Below are 15742 nucleotides of genomic sequence, written 5' to 3' on the forward strand. Positions count from 1 at the left end.
AGGGACCTGACGATGCCAGGCGACAAGGCCGGCGGCGCCGGCAAAAAGGACGAGCCCGCGACGAACGCGGAGAAGAACAAAAAGAAGAAGCCAACGCCTCCGGACTGGGACGAGCTCTATCAAGACGGCGACATCGCCACGCCAAAGCGGGATCGCTACGGGCCGGACGAGGAGCCGTATTAGCTGCTTTCGGTCATTCCGGGGCGCGCCGTAGCGCGAACCCGAAGTCTCGCGCCATAACCTCTGGAGTCCGGGTTCGCGCGTTGCGCGTGCCCCGGAAGGACGGCGGTGTGGGCGCGCGATAGAGCTGCCATGCGGCGCCGTTCATGGACAAATAACCGTCTCTGCCGATAGTTTGATTGCCTGGAAAATAGACGGAACCTGCATCAGCAATGGCCGACGTTCTCGCCGCATCGCAGCAAAGCAAGGCGGATACTGGGCTGCGTACACTCACCCTGATTTCAACGGCGCATTGGGTCAGCCACTTCCATATGCTGGTGCTGCCGATGCTGTTTCCGTTCCTCAAAACGGCGCTCGGCGTCGGTTATATCGAGCTCGGCTTCGCACTGACCGTGTTCGCGGTCGTCTCCGCGCTGACGCAGGCGCCGACGGGCTATCTGGTCGACCATTTTGGCGCGCGCAAAATCCTGCTGCTGGGCCTTTGCCTCGGTGGGCTTGCGCTGGCCCTGATCGGGCTGCACTTAAGCTATTCCGTCTTGATTGCATGCGCCGTGCTGCTCGGCCTTGCCAACAGCGTCTACCATCCAGCGGATTACGCGATCCTGTCGGCGCATATGGACGAAGCGCGGATGGGCCGTGCCTTTTCGGTCCACACCTTCGCCGGCTATCTCGGCGGCGCGGTGGCGCCGCCGATCGTCGCGGCGCTGGTCACTTCTGTGGGCGGCGTCGGCGCCTTGATCGTTTCAGGCGCGATCGGCCCTCTGGTGGCGCTCGCGCTGCTCTTGTTCGGCGTGCCCGAGGCCAGCGCGAAGCACCAACGGGGTGCCGGCGGCAAGGCATCGAAACAGACCATCGTCACGCCGGCCCTGATGGTGCTGACCATCTTCTTCATGCTGCTCGGCCTGTCCAATGCCGGCATCAGCAATTTCGGCGTGGTGGCGCTGATGAACGGCTATGGCGCCGCATTTTCGACCGCCAATGTCGCCCTGACCGCCTATCTCGGCGCGAGCGCCGTCGGCGTGCTCGCCGGCGGCTTTCTGGCCGATCACACCCACCGTCACGGGCAGGTTGCCGCGATCTGTTTCGGCGTCAATGCGGGGATCGTGCTGCTGATCGCGATGATGGCGCTGCCGCCGGCCTTGCTTACGGCGGCGATGACCGCCGCCGGCTTTCTCGGCGGTGTGATCGCGCCCTCGCGCGACATGCTGGTCCGCAATGCCGCGCCGGCAGGCGCCGCGGGCCGCGCCTTCGGCATCGTCTCCACCGGGTTCAATTTAAGCGGCATCCTGAGCCCGCTCCTGTTCGGCTGGATCATGGACCAGAGCCTGCCGCGCTGGGTGTTCGGCCTCTCCGCCGCGTTCATGGTGCTCACCGTCGTGCTCGCGCCCTTCACCGAGCGCAAGCGCGAGCAGCGCCTGGCGAGCGCTTGAGGGCGCTTGACGCATTGCTGACGCCTGTTCGCGGCGGTTGACAGTCCCCGGTGCGGGCCGATGATACGGCCCAACGAAAACAAGCATCGAGGACGGAACGCCATGACCGCCAATCCAGACCTCGTCATCCGCGAAGGAACCATTGCCGACGGAACCGGCGGCGAATTGTTCGAAGCCGATATTGCGATCAAGGACGGCCGCATCGCCGAAGTCGGCAAAGTCTCAAGTAAAGGCACCGAAGAGATCGACGCGCGCGGCAGGCTGGTGACGCCGGGCTTTGTCGACGTTCACACCCATTATGACGGCCAGGTGACCTGGAGCCAGGATATCTCGCCGTCATCGCAGAACGGCGTCACCACGGCGATCATGGGCAATTGCGGCGTCGGCTTCGCGCCGTGCCGGCCGGACGATCACCAGCGGCTGATCCAGTTGATGGAAGGCGTCGAGGACATTCCGGAGCCGGTGCTGAGCGCCGGCATTCCCTGGGAGTGGGAAAGCTTTCCCGACTATATGAATTGGCTTTCGCGGCGCGCATTCGACATCGACATCGGCGCGCAGCTCCCGCACGCGGCGCTTCGCGTCTACGTGATGGGCGAGCGCGGCGCGCGTCGTGATCCCTCAACGCCCGAGGACAACGCGGCGATGGCGAAACTCGCGGGCGAAGCGGTGCGCGCCGGCGCGCTCGGCTTCTCCACCTCGCGCACGCTCAATCACCGCACCTCGACCGGCGATTTCACCCCGACCTTGAAAGCGGGCGAGGACGAGCTCACGGCCATCGCCGGCGCCATGCACGAACGAGGCCGCAGCGTGCTGCAATTCGTGCTCGATCCATCCACGCTCCATGAAGATCTGCCGATGATGCTGCGGGTCGCGGAGCGAACCAAATGCCCGATCTCTTTCTCCGTCACCCAGAACGACAAGGCGCCGCGGCGCTGGCGCCAGACGCTGGATGAGATCAATGCGGCAGCGACGAGGGGACTGTCGGTCACGGCGCAGATCGCCGCCCGTCCGGTCGGGCTGCTGCTGGGGCTGGAGTTGTCGCGCAATCCGTTCCAGACTCATGCGAGCTACAGGGCGATCGCGCATCTGCCGCTCGCGGAGCGACTGCTGCGACTAAAGCAGCCGGAGGTGCGCGCGGCGATCCTGAGCGAGACGCCAAGCACAACTGATGACCCGCTGTTCTTCCGGCCGAACTACGACAAGATGTTCCTGCTCGGCGATCCGCCCGACTACGAGCAGCCGCCGGAGAATGCACTGGGACCGCAGGCGCGCAAGCTCGGCACGCGGCCCGAAGAGCTGGCTTATGATGCCATGCTCTCCGATCACGGCCGTGGCATGCTCTATGTGCCGTTCGTCAACTATGCCGAGGGCAATCTCGATGCGACGCGCGAGATGCTGTGCGATCCGCAATCCGTGCCTGGCCTCAGCGACGGCGGCGCGCATTGCGGCATCATCTGCGATGCGAGTTTTCCGACCTATTTGCTGACGCACTGGACGCGCGACCGCAAGCGCGGCGAAAAACTGTCGATCCCCTTCGTGGTGGCGGCGCAGTCACGCAAGACCGCGCTCTCGGTCGGGCTCAACGATCGCGGCCTGATCGCGGTGGGATATAAGGCCGATATCAATGTGATCGATTACGACCGGCTGCATCTGCATCCGCCGAAGGTGCACTATGATCTCCCCATGCGCGGCCGGCGCCTGCTGCAGCAGGTCGACGGTTATGACGCCACCATCGTCTCCGGTGTGGTGACGCAGCGCGCAGGCGCGCCTACCGGCGCGCGGCCGGGAAAGCTGGTGCGCGGCGTGCAGAGAAAGTTGCAGTAGGCTCAAGGCGGAGGGCGGGTTATTCCCTCGCCCCGCTTGCGGGGGCGAGGTGGGAGCCGCAGAGTCAACAGCGCGGTTTTAAGCGCGGCGTCAGCCGTCATGCCTCATTGAGAGATCACGCGGGATGGGTCCCGGCCTTCGCCGGGACCACGGGGGATTGTGTGGCGACTGCCTGCCCCATCAGCCGCGCGCGCTCGGTGTTGGGCCAGAGCAGGAGCAGGCCGAGCAGGCCGGAGACGACCATGATCACGGCGTTGATGGTGAAGCCGGTGAAATAACCGTCAAGCAACGTCGGGGAGTGCTGGATCACACTGCCCATCACCGCCGGCGCAACGATGCCGGCGAGCGTATAGAGCGCCCCGTAGATCGCGATGGCGGCGCCGCGCTGCGACACCGGCGTGAACTCGCTGATCATCGGTGGACAGACCACATAGATCGCGCCGCACAGGCCGGTGCCGACCACGAGCAGTGCGATCTGAAGGCCCGTTCCCTGCACGTGCGGCATCATCGCCAGGATCGCACCGCCGGCCGCCAGCGGGGCCGCGCCCAGCACGCCGCGCGCGATGCGGGTCGAAACGCCCCGCGCCATCAAGGTCTGCGAGAGCCAGCCGGCGAGCAGCACGATTGCTGCGCCGAAGATCCACGGCAAGATCGAGATGAAACCCGCCTGCTGTTGCGAGTAGCCGAGCCCCTTGATGATGAAAGGCGTGAACCAGGTGAGCCCCAGCGACAGCGCCCAGTAGGCGCCGAAGGTCGCCGCGATGCAGCCGATGAAGGTGCGCGAGGTGAGCAGTTGCGGGTAAGGTATTTTTGCCTCGGCAGCCTGCGTGCTCGAGGCTTCTACAAGCGGTCCCTCCTTGCCCAGCACCAGCCAAGCGAGCGCCCACAATAGCCCGACGATGCCGAGCGCGCCGAAAGCGTAATGCCAGTTATAGTTCACAATCACCCAGTTCAACGCGGGCACCGCGACGATCACGCCGAAGGCCGAACCTTGCGAGAGGATGGCGGTCGGCAGCCCCCGCTTCTCGTCAGGGAACCATTTGTAGATGGCATGCGCCGCCACCGAAAATGCCGGCCCTTCGCCCGCGCCGAGAATGACGCGGCAGATCAGCAGCGTCGTGAAGCCGACGGTTCCGACCATGGGAAACTGTGCCAACGCCCAAACAAGCGCCAGCGCCAACAATACCCAGCGTGTCTCGACACGATTGACGATGAAACCGACCACGATCGCCGAGATCGAGAACAGGAGGAAAAAGGAGGACCCGAGCAGCCCGAACTGCTCAGGCTCGAGCTTCAGATCGGTCATGATCGGCACGCCGGCGAGACCGACCACGATCTTGTCCGCGAAATTCACCAGCATGAACAGGAACAGCAGAAAGGTGATCTTCCAGGCGCCCTTTGGTGTCGGCTCCTTTGATATCGGCTCCTTGGGCGTCGGCTGCGCGGCCATGCGATCCCTCCCCGTCATATCCTTGCTTTATTTCTTGATGGGCCCCTTCGAGCCGGCGAGTTCCGATGCTACAGGCGGCATCGCCGGCAATGCAACCCTCGCCTTCGTGATCAGGGCATGTGCGGCGCAACCGGCCCGACGACAGGGTTACATGACCAAACGCGGGCAGATGCCGTGATCTCCACGGCCGACCTTGCTATATGGTGCCGCAACCATCGTGAAAGGGCACCGCTCGCGCCCGCTACCGCAAACGGGCAAGGACATCGTGCTGAGCGTTCGCAATCTGACAAAATCCTACCGTTCGGCCGGCGAGGAGGTCGCGGTACTGCGCGGCGTCGATCTCGCGATCGCCGCCGGCGAGCGCGTGGCGCTGACAGGAGAGTCCGGCTCCGGCAAGAGCACGCTGTTACATCTGATCGCGGGGCTCGACGCCGCCGTCGGCGGTGAAATCTGGATCGGCCAGGATTGCATCACCAAACTGTCCGACACCGGCCGCGCCGCGCTGCGACGCGACCGGTTGGGCCTGGTGTTCCAGCAGTTCAATCTGGTGCCGAGCCTGAACGTCGCGGATAATCTCGCGTTCCAGGCGCGGCTTGCCGGACGCCATGATCCGGCTTGGCAAAGCGAGCTGATCGAGCGGCTCGGACTTGGCGGCCTGCTCAAGCGCTACCCCGAGCAATTGTCCGGCGGCCAGCAGCAACGGGTGGCGATCGGCCGCGCACTGGCCATCAAGCCGGTGCTGCTGCTCGCGGACGAGCCGACCGGCAATCTCGACGAGGCGACCGCGGATGACGTGCTGGCATTGGCGCGCGACCTGGTCGCGCGTACCGGCTGCGCCTTCCTGATGGTGACCCACAGCCTGCGGCTCGCCGCGACGCTGGACCGGCAGGTCACGCTGCACAACGGGGTCGTTGCATGAGGCGCGCGCTGTGGATCCTCGCCGTGCTCTTGAGCCACTGGCGGCGGCACAGGATGCAGCTCGCCACGCTGCTGATCGGCTTGATCTCGGCGACCGCGCTCTGGAGCGGCGTGCAGGCGCTGAACCAGCAGGCGCGCGAATCCTACGATCGCGCGGCAGCCGTATTCGGCGGCGCACGCACCGCCGCGCTCGTTGCAGGCAATGGCGGGACCTTCCCGCAGGCGCTGTTTGCAAAACTGCGCCGCGCCGGGTGGCAAGTATCGCCCGTGCTGGAGGGCCGCGTGCAGATCGAGGGACATTCCTATCGCCTGCTCGGCATCGAGCCGGTGACGCTGCCGGCCGAAGTCGGCAATGCACCGACGATCGGACGCGAGGACCTCCTGGCCTTCATCACGCCGCCCGGGCAGACCCTGGTCGCGCCGGAGACGCTATCCGACCTCGGCCTGCCGCAAGGGGCGACGCCCGAGATCAGCGGCGGCGCACCATTGCCGCCGCTGCATGCGCAGCCGCAGCTCGTCGGCAACGTGCTGGTGGTCGACATCGGGATTGCGCAAAAGCTGCTGAACAAGCCGGCGCAGCTCTCGCGCCTGCTGGTCAGCAAGCCGAAGGGCCCTGCGCTCGCGCTCGAAAGCGTCGTCGGCGATCAGCTCCACCTCGTGCAGGCGGATGCCGAGACCGAGCTCGAGCGCCTGACCGACAGCTTTCACTTAAACCTCACGGCATTCGGACTGTTGTCCTTCGTGGTCGGGCTGTTCATCGTCAATTCGGCGATCGGGCTCGCGTTCGAGCAGCGGCTGCCGATGCTCCGGACCCTGCGCGCCTGCGGCGCCTCGAGCCTCATGCTCAACAGTGTTCTGGTGATTGAGCTCGTGTCACTGGCGCTGATCGCGGGCCTCATCGGCCTTGTCTGCGGCTATTTCATCGCAGCGGCGCTGCTGCCGGACGTCGCGGCATCGCTGCGCGGACTCTACGGCGCGGATATTCCGGGCGAGTTGAGCATGAAGCCGGAATGGTGGCTGGCTGGGCTTATGATCAGCATCGCCGGCGCGCTGGTCGCCGCAGCCACCAGTCTTGCCAAAGCGATTCGGCTTCCCATCCTTGCCGCGGCGCAGCCCCATGCCTGGCATCAGGCGCAGCGCCGCTGGCTGATTTTGCAGAGCGCGGCCGCACTTGCCATTCTGGCTGGTGCCGGCTGGCTGATGTGGTACGGCAACTCGCTGCTCGCGGGATTTGGCGTGCTCGCAGCCCTTCTGCTCGGCGCCGCGTTGATCCTGCCCGCCTTGCTTGAAGCGGCGCTGACGGCCGGCGAGCGTAGCGCCGTTGGCGCGCTCGCCGCATGGTTCTGGGCCGATAGCCGCCAGCAGCTTTCGGGACTGTCGCTCGCGCTGATGGCGCTGCTGCTCGCGCTTGCAGTCAATGTCGGCGTCGGCACCATGGTCGAGACGTTCAGCCGAACCTTTGTCACCTGGCTCAACGGACGGCTGACCGCCGACATCTATCTCGCCGCATCCGACGATGCGCAAGCCGAGGCGATCAAATCATGGCTGCGCAGACGATCCGAGGTCGAAGCCGTGTTGCAGGGCGGCCGCGCCGACACCCAACTGAACGGCGCACCGCTGGAGGTGTTCGGCCTGCCCGATGATGCGACGTATCAGGCGCACTGGCCGCTGTTGCAGTCCTCTCCAAACGCCTGGAGCCGGCTTCGCGAGGCGGATGCGGCCTTCGTCAGCGAGCAACTGGCGGAGCGCGCCAATGTCAGCCTCGGCGAAACAATCGAGGTACCGACACCGATCGGAGATTGGAAGCTTCGCGTCGTTGGCATCTATGCCGACTATGGCAATCCCAAAAGCCAGCTTGCCGTGGATACCGCCGCCCTCATGGCGCATTTTCCGCAAACACCGCGAACGCGTCTCGCGCTGCGCGTCAAGCCCGGCAGCGCGGCCGCGCTGATCTCTGCTTTATCGGATCGATTCGGCCTCGATGGCCGCAATCTCATGGACCAGACCGCACTGAAAGCCGAATCCTTACGGATCTTCAACCGGACCTTTGCGGTGACCGCCGCGCTGAACACGTTCACACTTGGCGTTGCCGGCATTGCGCTCCTGACCAGCCTGTTGACGCTGGCCAATTCCCGCCTGCCGCAGCTTGCGCCGCTCTGGGCGATCGGCATCACCCGCCGTCGGCTTGCCGGCATCGAACTCACCAAGACGCTGTCGGTCGCGCTCATCACCGCCGTGCTGGCGCTGCCGCTCGGCCTACTGGTGGCCTGGTGCCTGATTGCGATCGTCAATGTCAAAGCGTTCGGCTGGCGGCTGCCGTTTCATGTGTTCCCGCTGCAGCTCATAAAGCTCCTGGGCGTTGCAATGGCGGTGTCGCTCGCGGCCGCGCTATTGCCAGTCGCAAGGCTCGCGCGTATGCAGCCGGCGAGTCTCGTGAAAGTGTTTGTCAATGAGCGCTGAAACGAAGCCGACGCGACGCGCCGTCGTCAGTGGCCTTGGAATGCTGGCCCTTGCTCCTCAGGGAGCGTTTGCGCAGGGTCTTGCGGGACTTAGCTCGGATGCCAAGGGCTATGCGCAGGTCACGCCGGGCAAGACATTCTCGTTTCCCGCCGATCACGGCCCGCATCCCGGTTTCCGCATCGAATGGTGGTATCTGACCGCCAATCTCGCAGATCACGGCGGCACGCCTTATGGCCTGCAATGGACGTTGTTTCGCCACGCGCTGCAACCAGGCCCGCAACGCGACGGATGGGCGAACCAGCAGCTCTGGATGGCGCATGCGGCAGTGACGCGCGCCGATACCCACCGCTTCAGCCAAACCGTCGCGCGCGGCGGGGTCGGACAGGCCGGCGTCGAAACAGAGCCTTTCCGGGCCTGGATCGATTCCTGGGAGATGCGCGGCTCCGAACGCACCGATCCCAACACCATTTCGCCGCTCACGCTCAGGGCCGCCGCGAAGGATTTCTCCTACAGCCTTCAGCTCGAGACGGACCGGCCGCTGGTGCTGCAGGGCGATGCCGGCTACAGCAAGAAATCAGACCGCGAGCAGGCCTCCTATTACTACAGTCAGCCGTTCTTCAAGGCGACCGGCCGCCTCACGATCGACGACAAGCCGGTCGACGTCACGGGCCAGGCCTGGATGGACCGGGAATGGAGCAGCCAGCCGCTCGCCTCCGATCAAACGGGGTGGGACTGGTTCGCGCTGCACCTGACCTCGGGCGAGAAGCTGATGCTCTACCGGATGCGGCAGAAGGACGGCCGCGACTACATCTCCGGAACATTCGTTTCACCTGCGGGCGACAAGCGGCAACTCACTCCCGCTGACGTCACCATGACGCCGAAAGACATAGTCGAGATCGATCGCCGCAAGCTGCCGGTGCAATGGCAGATCACGATTCCCGCGCTGCAGCTTGCGATAGATACGGTCCCGCTCAATCCGCGCGCCTGGATGGGGACGAGCGTTTCCTATTGGGAGGGCCCGATCAGCTTTCATGGTACGCACGCAGGGGTGGGCTATCTTGAATTGACCGGGTATTAAGGCACGCGCAGAACTGAGCGAATCGAAAGCAACACGCGCCCGACCTCCGGCGGCAATGACGGTCCCGTTTGAAGGCGCTCGTCCGGCTTTGCAATTTGACCAGCGGATGCTCCTACCTCGTCATTCTGGAGGGGAACAAGCGATGTATCACTTCACCGCACTCGTCACCTGCCTGGCGATTGTGTTCTACTTCTTCACCAGCGCTTCGGTGGCCCGCGCGCGTGCGAAGTACGGCGTCAAGTTGCCGGCCATATCAGGCCATCCCGATTTCGAGCGCGTGTTTCGGGTGCAGATGAACACGCTGGAATGGATGCCGATCTTCCTGCCGTCACTCTGGCTGTTTGCCGTTTATGTCGGCGACAAGAGCGCGGCTGTCGTGGGTTTTGTCTGGATCGTCGGCCGCATTGTCTACATGATCGGCTATAGCCAAGCCGTCGCAAGGCGCAGCCCGGGCTTCTTCATCCAGGCGCTCGCCTGTTTCGTGCTGCTGTTGGGCTCGCTCGGCACGATCGTGTGGCGATTGCTACAGGGGTGAAGTGATTACATATGTCCTTGCGAGCGAAGCGAAGCAATCCAGAGCCGCGCGCGTGACTCTGGATTGCTTCAGCGCTTCGCTCCTCACCATGACGATCGGCGATCACTTCGTCAGCGGGCAGCCGCTTGCCTTGGCCGAGAAGAAGGCCTCATCACCGGGGACTGTCGAGATCAGCTTGTAATAGTCCCACGGCTTCTTGGACTCCGAGGGCTTCTTGACCTCGAACAGGTACATATCGTGGACCATGCGGCCATTGGGCAGCACCTTGCCCTTGGCAAAGGCGTCGTCGACCGGCAGCTCCTTCAGTTTCATGGCGACCGCGTCGGAATCCTTGGTGCCGGCGGCCTTCACCGCCTTCAAATAGCTGAGCGTCGCCGAATAGGTGCCGGCATGGATCATGCTCGGCATGTGCCCGGTGCGCTTGAAGAAGCGCTCGGAGAAGGTGCGGGAGCGGTCGTCGTGATCCCAGTAGAAGCCTTCGGTCAGAACCAGGCCTTGTGCCGCGTCGAGCCCAAGCCCGTTGACTTCCGAGATCGTCATCAACAGGCCCGCCAACTTCTGGCCACCCTTGACGATGCCGAATTCCGCCGCCTGCTTGATGGAATTGGTGGTGTCGAGGCCGGCATTGGCGAGACCGACGATCTTCGCCTTCGAGCTCTGCGCCTGCAGCAGGAAGGACGAGAAGTCGGACGAGTTGAGAGGAACACGAACCGAGCCCACCACCTTGCCGCCATTTTGTTTGACGATGTCGCTGGTGTCCTTCTCGAGCGCGTAACCGAAGGCGTAGTCGGCGGTCAGGAAGAACCAGGTATCGCCGCCCGCCTTCACCAGCGCACCGCCGGTGCCGACGCCAAGGGCGCGCGTGTCGAACGCCCAGTGGAAACCGTAAGGCGTGCAGGCGTCCCCCGTGATGCGCGAGGTCGCCGCACCCACCACGATGTCGATCTTCTTTTTCTCGTTCGAAAGCTCCTGCACCGCGAGCGCGACCGAGGAGGTCGTCAGCTCGGTGATCATGTCGACGCCTTCGGTATCATACCAGCGCCGCGCAATGGCCACCGCGAGATCCGGCTTGTTCTGGTGATCGGCGGTGACCAGTTCGACCTTCTGGCCCAGCACTTCGCCGCCGAAATCCTCGATCGCCATTCGGGCGGCTTCCAGCGAATATTTGCCGCCATAATCGGCGTAGACGCCCGACTGGTCGTTCAGGATACCGACCTTGACCTGCGCCGAGGCCGGCTGCGCGAGCAACACCACACCCCCCGCGACAGCCGCCCAAAAACCCCATTTCATACAAGCCTCCCAGCAGTTTCTATTGCGCAATGATATTGAAGAACCCCGCGCCTGCCCACCCATTTCACGTCAGCCAAAAGTATTGCAGCCGCGGGGATTGGAAAATGAGGCTTCAGGCGGCTGGCGCCGCCTCCTTGCGCTGGGTCCGGTCGGCCAAATTGCGCACGACGATATAGAAGATCGGCGTGAAGATCAGGCCGAACAGCGTCACGCCCAGCATGCCGAAGAAGACGGCGACCCCGACCGCCTGGCGCATCTCCGATCCACTGCCGGTGGAGACGACCAGCGGCAGCACACCAAGGATGAAGGCGAAGGAGGTCATCAGGATCGGCCGCAATCGCAACCTGCAGGCTTCGATCACGGCATCGAGCCGCTTGTGGCCCTCGCGCTCGATGTCGCGCGCGAACTCCACGATCAGGATCGCGTTCTTGGCGGCCAATCCGACCAGCACCACGAAGCCGATCTGGGTCAAGATGTTCACGTCCTGCCCCATGATGCGCACGCCAAGCGTTGCGGCAAGCAGGCACATCGGCACGATCAGGATCACCGCGAACGGCAGGCTCCAGCTTCCATATTGCGCGGCTAACACGAGGTAAACAAAGAGCACGCAGATCGGGAACACGTAGAGGCCGGCATTGCCGCCGGTGACCTGCTGATAGGAGAGGTCCGTCCATTCATAGGAGAAGCCGCTCGGCAGCGTCTCGTCCGCGAGCTTCTTCATGATGTTGATGGCGGTCGCCGAGCTCGTACCCGGCAACGCCTCGCCCTGCAGCTCCGCTGCGGGATAGAGATTGTAGCGCGCCACGCGGTCGGGTCCGGAAACGTCACGGAAATCGACCAGACTGCCGAGCATCACCATGTCGCCCGCGGCATTACGGGTGCGCAATCGCGCAAGATCAGCGGTTTCTTTCCGGTAGCGCAGGTCAGCCTGTGCCGTGACGTGGTAGGTGCGGCCGAGAATGTTGAAGTCGTTGACATAGGTCGAGCCGAAATAGGTCTCGATGGCATCAGTGACGTTCTGGATTGGCACGCCGAGCTTTTGCGCCTTGATGCGGTCGATATCGACAAAGAGCTGAGGGGTATTCGCCGTGTAGGGCGAGAACACCGATGTCAGCCCAGGCGCCTTGCGCGCGGCCGCGACGAGCTCGTCGGTCGCCGCCGCCAGAAGCTCCGGACCACGGCCCTGCCGATCCTGGATGCGCATGGTAAAGCCGCCACCGGTGCCGATGCCCGGGATCGGCGGCGGCGGAATGACGATGATGAACGCACCCTCGATGGCCAAAAGCCGCTTGCGCAGCTCGCTGGTGATGACCGCCGCGGTCAGCCCCTTCTTCAGGCGCACCTCCGGTTCCTCGAACACCGGAAACAACGCCGCCGCGTTGCTGGCCTGGGTCCGGGTCGCGCCCGAAAGACCGGCGAAGGCCGCAACGCGGATGATGCCGGGCGTATCAAGAGCGATCTTCTCGATCTGGCGGACGATGTCTGTGGTTCGCGCCAGCGACGCCGCGCCGGGCAGTTGCGCCGATACAATGATGTAGCCGCGGTCTTGCGCCGGAATATAGCCCTGCGGTGTCGTCACGATCAGCCAACCGGCGCTGCCGATCAGGGCCACGTAGACCAAGAGCATCACCGCGCGGTGCCGGATCACAAAGTCGGCGATCCCGGCGTAAGAGCTGGAGGCCCAATCAAATCCGCGATTGAACAGGCTGGTAAAACCCTCCCAGGCGCGGCCGATCAGATTCCAGGCGGCAGGCGGTCGCTTCTCCTCATGGGGGACGAGGATCTGCGAGGCCAATGCCGGCGACAATGTCAACGAACAGAAGCAGGAGATCGCCGTTGCGACCGCGATCGTGACCGCGAATTGCTGAAAGAACTGCCCCGTTATGCCGCCCAGAAATGCGGTGGGCACGAACACCGCGCATAAGACCAGCGCGATCGAGACCAGCGCGCTGCCGACCTCCTCCATGGTCTTCAACGCCGCATCGCGCCGGCTCATGCCGTCACGCAAATGCCGCTCGACGTTTTCGACGACGACGATGGCGTCGTCGACCACGATGCCGACCGCGAGCACCAGCCCGAACAAGGTCAGATTGTTGATGGCATAGCCGAGCGCGGCCATCGCGGCAAAGGTACCGACCAGCGACACCGGGATTGCCGCAATCGGGATGATGGCCGGCCGCCAGCCCTGCAGGAACACCAGGACCACGATGACGACCAGGATCATCGCCTCATAGATGGTCTTGATCAGCTCATTGATCGATTGCGCGATGAACTCGGTCGGATTGTAGCCGATGTTGTAGTCAAGACCTTTGGGGAAAGAGGCCTTCAGCTTGGCCATGGTGGTCGATATGCCCTTGGCGGTCGCAAGCGCATTCGAGCCGGGGCGCTGGGTCACCAGCATCGCCACTGCGGTCTTTCGCAACATGAAGCTGTTGGTGGAATAGTCCAACGCGCCGAGTTCGACCCGCGCGACGTCCCGCAGCCGCACCGTGCGCCCGTCCTCGCCGGCCTTGACAACGATGTCCTCGAACTGGGCGACGTCCTTCAGACGCCCGGTAAATGTGAGATTGGGCTGGAAGGCGCGATCGGCGATCGGAGGACTGGCGAGCTGGCCGCCGGTGATCTGCAAGTTCTGCGCACGGATCGCGGCGATGACGTCGCCCGCCGTCATGCCGAGGTTTGCGATCTTGTCCGGATCGAGCCAGAGCCGCATCGAATAATCGCGCGCGCCGAAAATCTGGATATCGCCGATGCCGTCGAGCCGCAGCAATTGGTCGCGGACCTGCAGCAGCGCATAGTTCGAGATGTAGAGCTGGTCGAGGCTTCCGTCGGGCGACAGCATGAACACGACCATCAGGATATCGGGGCTGTTCTTACGCGTGACGACGCCGTTGCGCTGCACCTCTTCCGGCAACTGCGGCTGCGCGATTGCGACCCGGTTCTGAACCAGCACCTGAGCCTTGTCGAGATCCGTGCCGAGCTTGAAGGTGACGGTGATGGTGAGCTGGCCGTTCGAGGTCGCCTGGCTGTACATATACAGCATGTCCTCGACGCCGTTGATCTGCTGCTCGATGGGAGCGGCGACCGTGTCGGAAATGGTCTGCGCCGAGGCCCCTGGATATTGCGCGGTCACCACCACGGTCGGCGGCACCACCTCCGGATATTCGGCCACCGGCAAAGTGGAGTAAGCGAGCGCGCCCACGATCAGGAGCACGATGGACAGCACCATCGCCAGGATCGGCTGGTTGACCGATAGCCGCCCGAGATTCATGTCTTGCCGCCGCCGATCTCGGCCACGCGCGGGTTCACCTTGGCGCCGACGCGGGCACGCTGAATTCCGTCAATAATGACGTGGTCGTCGGCGTTAAGCCCCTCCCGGATCACGCGCAGGCCATCGTCAAGCGGTCCAAGCACGACCGTCTTCGCCTCGACCGTGTTGTCCTCCTTCGCCACGAAGACGATCTTGCGCGACTGGTCGGTCGCAATCGCAGTGTCAGGAATCAATAGCGCTTCATAGGGCGAACTGCCGATCAGCCGTACCCGACCGAATTGACCGGGAAGAATAGAGAGATCGTGGTTCGGGATCACCGCGCGGCTACGCAGCGTGCCGGTGGAGACATCCAGGCGGTTGTCCACAAAGTCCATCTTGCCCTGATGCGAGGGCTTTGTTTCCCCAGTCAACGCCACCTGCACCGGATTGGGCGTATCGCGCGAGCTCGGCCTCTTGCCCTCGAACCAGAGCCTGTTGTTCTTGAGGTAAGTCGCCTCGTCCACGTCGAAATAGATGTAGATCGGATCGAGCGACACGATCGTCGTCAGCAACGTCGAGGCGCCGGTGTCGCTGCCCTGCACGAGATTGCCGACGCTGACGAGGTGGCGGCTGACGCGACCGGTGATCGGCGCCAGCACATGGGTGAATTCGATGTTGAGCTGCGCCGCCTTCAGCGCGCCCTCGGCCTGCGTCTCGGCGGCGTGCGCCGCCTGCAGCGCCTGGCGGCGTTGGTCGACAATCTGTTCGGAGACTGCACTGGTCTGGACCAGAGTCAGCCCACGATCGAGCTCACGCTTGGCAAGCTCGGCTTTCGCCCGCGCGTCCGCGAGCTGGCCGTCCGCCTGTGCCGCAACGGCTTCGAATGGACGCGAGTCGATGACATAGAGCAGGTCGCCGACATGGACCATGTCGCCGTCCTTGAATTCAACATTGGTGACATAGCCGCCGACGCGGGGGCGCACCTGCACCTCTTCGACAGCCTCGAAGCGGCCGGTGAACTCGTCCCAATCCGTCACGGTTCGTTTGACCGGTTGCGCGACGGTGACGGCAGGCGCCGGCGTCGCCGCGTTGGCTTGAGGCGGCTTTTGCTCGCAGCCGGCGAGCGCACAGGCCAGCAGTACGATCGCCGATCCCAACGCGCCATGCCGCAGTCTACCGGGGAGGGTTTTAGTGAAAGGCTTCGATGGCACCATTGCTTGCAAAGGCCCCTTCCTCACTATGCCGCAACCAACCCGCAAGCCATCAAGACTAAGACAGCTCGTCAGCTATTTCCATACGCGAGTTTTGTGGCGCGAATTTATTCGCG

11 protein-coding genes are annotated in these 15742 nt (G+C 64.0%); 7 read left to right on the plus strand and 4 right to left on the minus strand.

Annotation, left to right across the window (positions count from 1 at the left end):
* The first annotated feature begins 12 nt into the window (after positions 1-12).
* From F758_RS50865 to F758_RS0118145, 3 genes are all read left to right on the plus strand, one after another.
* A complete protein-coding gene (locus tag F758_RS50865; RefSeq protein ID WP_198026524.1) occupies positions 13-183 on the plus strand; it encodes a hypothetical protein in 171 nt (56 codons plus the stop codon).
* A gap of 209 nt (positions 184-392) precedes the next feature.
* Positions 393-1610 (plus strand): MFS transporter, encoded by a 1218-nt coding sequence (locus tag F758_RS0118140; RefSeq protein WP_024509190.1) that lies wholly within the window; start codon positions 393-395, stop codon positions 1608-1610.
* A 102-nt stretch (positions 1611-1712) separates the two neighbouring features.
* Positions 1713-3434 carry an N-acyl-D-amino-acid deacylase family protein gene (locus F758_RS0118145; protein WP_024509191.1) on the plus strand — a complete coding sequence of 574 codons (1722 nt, stop codon included), beginning with the start codon at positions 1713-1715 and terminating at the stop codon, positions 3432-3434.
* Between the two features lie 115 nt (positions 3435-3549).
* On the opposite strand, the gene F758_RS0118150 is transcribed toward F758_RS0118145, so the two are convergent.
* The gene (locus F758_RS0118150) at positions 3550-4884 is read right to left on the minus strand and encodes an MFS transporter (protein ID WP_024509192.1); all 1335 of its coding nucleotides are present in this window, start codon (positions 4882-4884) and stop codon (positions 3550-3552) included.
* Positions 4885-5149: 265 nt separating this feature from the next.
* Here F758_RS0118150 and F758_RS0118160 point away from each other — a divergent pair, with 265 nt between their 5' ends.
* The 4 genes from F758_RS0118160 (at position 5150) to F758_RS0118175 (ending at position 9875) form a co-directional block, all read left to right on the plus strand.
* Complete coding sequence (locus tag F758_RS0118160) at positions 5150-5803, plus strand: ABC transporter ATP-binding protein (protein WP_024509194.1); 654 nt, start codon at positions 5150-5152, stop codon at positions 5801-5803.
* Positions 5800-8262: an ABC transporter permease gene (locus F758_RS0118165; protein WP_024509195.1), complete on the plus strand. Its 2463-nt coding sequence runs from the start codon at positions 5800-5802 to the stop codon at positions 8260-8262. The genes F758_RS0118160 and F758_RS0118165 overlap by 4 nt, the downstream gene beginning before the upstream one ends.
* On the plus strand, positions 8252-9340 hold the full coding sequence (locus tag F758_RS0118170; protein ID WP_024509196.1) for a lipocalin-like domain-containing protein: 1089 nt from the start codon (positions 8252-8254) through the stop codon (positions 9338-9340). The genes F758_RS0118165 and F758_RS0118170 overlap by 11 nt, the downstream gene beginning before the upstream one ends.
* 142 nt (positions 9341-9482) lie before the next feature.
* On the plus strand, positions 9483-9875 hold the full coding sequence (locus F758_RS0118175; RefSeq protein WP_024509197.1) for an MAPEG family protein: 393 nt from the start codon (positions 9483-9485) through the stop codon (positions 9873-9875).
* Between the two features lie 102 nt (positions 9876-9977).
* Here the strand turns inward: F758_RS0118175 and F758_RS0118180 are convergent, their stop codons facing one another.
* The 3 genes from F758_RS0118180 to F758_RS0118190 all read right to left on the minus strand — a co-directional run bounded on the left by F758_RS0118180 (position 9978) and on the right by F758_RS0118190 (position 15629).
* Positions 9978-11165 carry an ABC transporter substrate-binding protein gene (locus F758_RS0118180; protein WP_024509198.1) on the minus strand — a complete coding sequence of 396 codons (1188 nt, stop codon included), beginning with the start codon at positions 11163-11165 and terminating at the stop codon, positions 9978-9980.
* Positions 11166-11277: 112 nt separating this feature from the next.
* Entirely contained in the window at positions 11278-14436 is a 3159-nt protein-coding gene (locus F758_RS0118185) for an efflux RND transporter permease subunit (RefSeq protein WP_024509199.1), read from the minus strand.
* Positions 14433-15629 carry an efflux RND transporter periplasmic adaptor subunit gene (locus tag F758_RS0118190; protein ID WP_035722383.1) on the minus strand — a complete coding sequence of 399 codons (1197 nt, stop codon included), beginning with the start codon at positions 15627-15629 and terminating at the stop codon, positions 14433-14435. The genes F758_RS0118185 and F758_RS0118190 overlap by 4 nt, the downstream gene beginning before the upstream one ends.
* Between the last annotated feature and the right edge of the window lie 113 nt (positions 15630-15742).

The organism is Bradyrhizobium sp. ARR65, from assembly GCF_000472385.1.
Lineage (GTDB): Bacteria > Pseudomonadota > Alphaproteobacteria > Rhizobiales > Xanthobacteraceae > Bradyrhizobium.

What these genes read in the sequence shown, in the direction of transcription:
- F758_RS0118185 (WP_024509199.1), bottom strand. Translation starts at nt 14,436, where the DNA reads ATGAATCTCGGGCGGCTATCGGTCAACCAGCCGATCCTGGCGATGGTG.
- F758_RS0118170 (WP_024509196.1), top strand. Translation starts at nt 8,252, where the DNA reads ATGAGCGCTGAAACGAAGCCGACGCGACGCGCCGTCGTCAGTGGCCTT.
- F758_RS0118150 (WP_024509192.1), bottom strand. Translation starts at nt 4,884, where the DNA reads ATGGCCGCGCAGCCGACGCCCAAGGAGCCGATATCAAAGGAGCCGACA.
- F758_RS0118175 (WP_024509197.1), top strand. Translation starts at nt 9,483, where the DNA reads ATGTATCACTTCACCGCACTCGTCACCTGCCTGGCGATTGTGTTCTAC.
- F758_RS0118190 (WP_035722383.1), bottom strand. Translation starts at nt 15,629, where the DNA reads ATGGTGCCATCGAAGCCTTTCACTAAAACCCTCCCCGGTAGACTGCGG.
- F758_RS0118145 (WP_024509191.1), top strand. Translation starts at nt 1,713, where the DNA reads ATGACCGCCAATCCAGACCTCGTCATCCGCGAAGGAACCATTGCCGAC.
- F758_RS50865 (WP_198026524.1), top strand. Translation starts at nt 13, where the DNA reads ATGCCAGGCGACAAGGCCGGCGGCGCCGGCAAAAAGGACGAGCCCGCG.
- F758_RS0118180 (WP_024509198.1), bottom strand. Translation starts at nt 11,165, where the DNA reads ATGAAATGGGGTTTTTGGGCGGCTGTCGCGGGGGGTGTGGTGTTGCTC.
- F758_RS0118140 (WP_024509190.1), top strand. Translation starts at nt 393, where the DNA reads ATGGCCGACGTTCTCGCCGCATCGCAGCAAAGCAAGGCGGATACTGGG.
- F758_RS0118165 (WP_024509195.1), top strand. Translation starts at nt 5,800, where the DNA reads ATGAGGCGCGCGCTGTGGATCCTCGCCGTGCTCTTGAGCCACTGGCGG.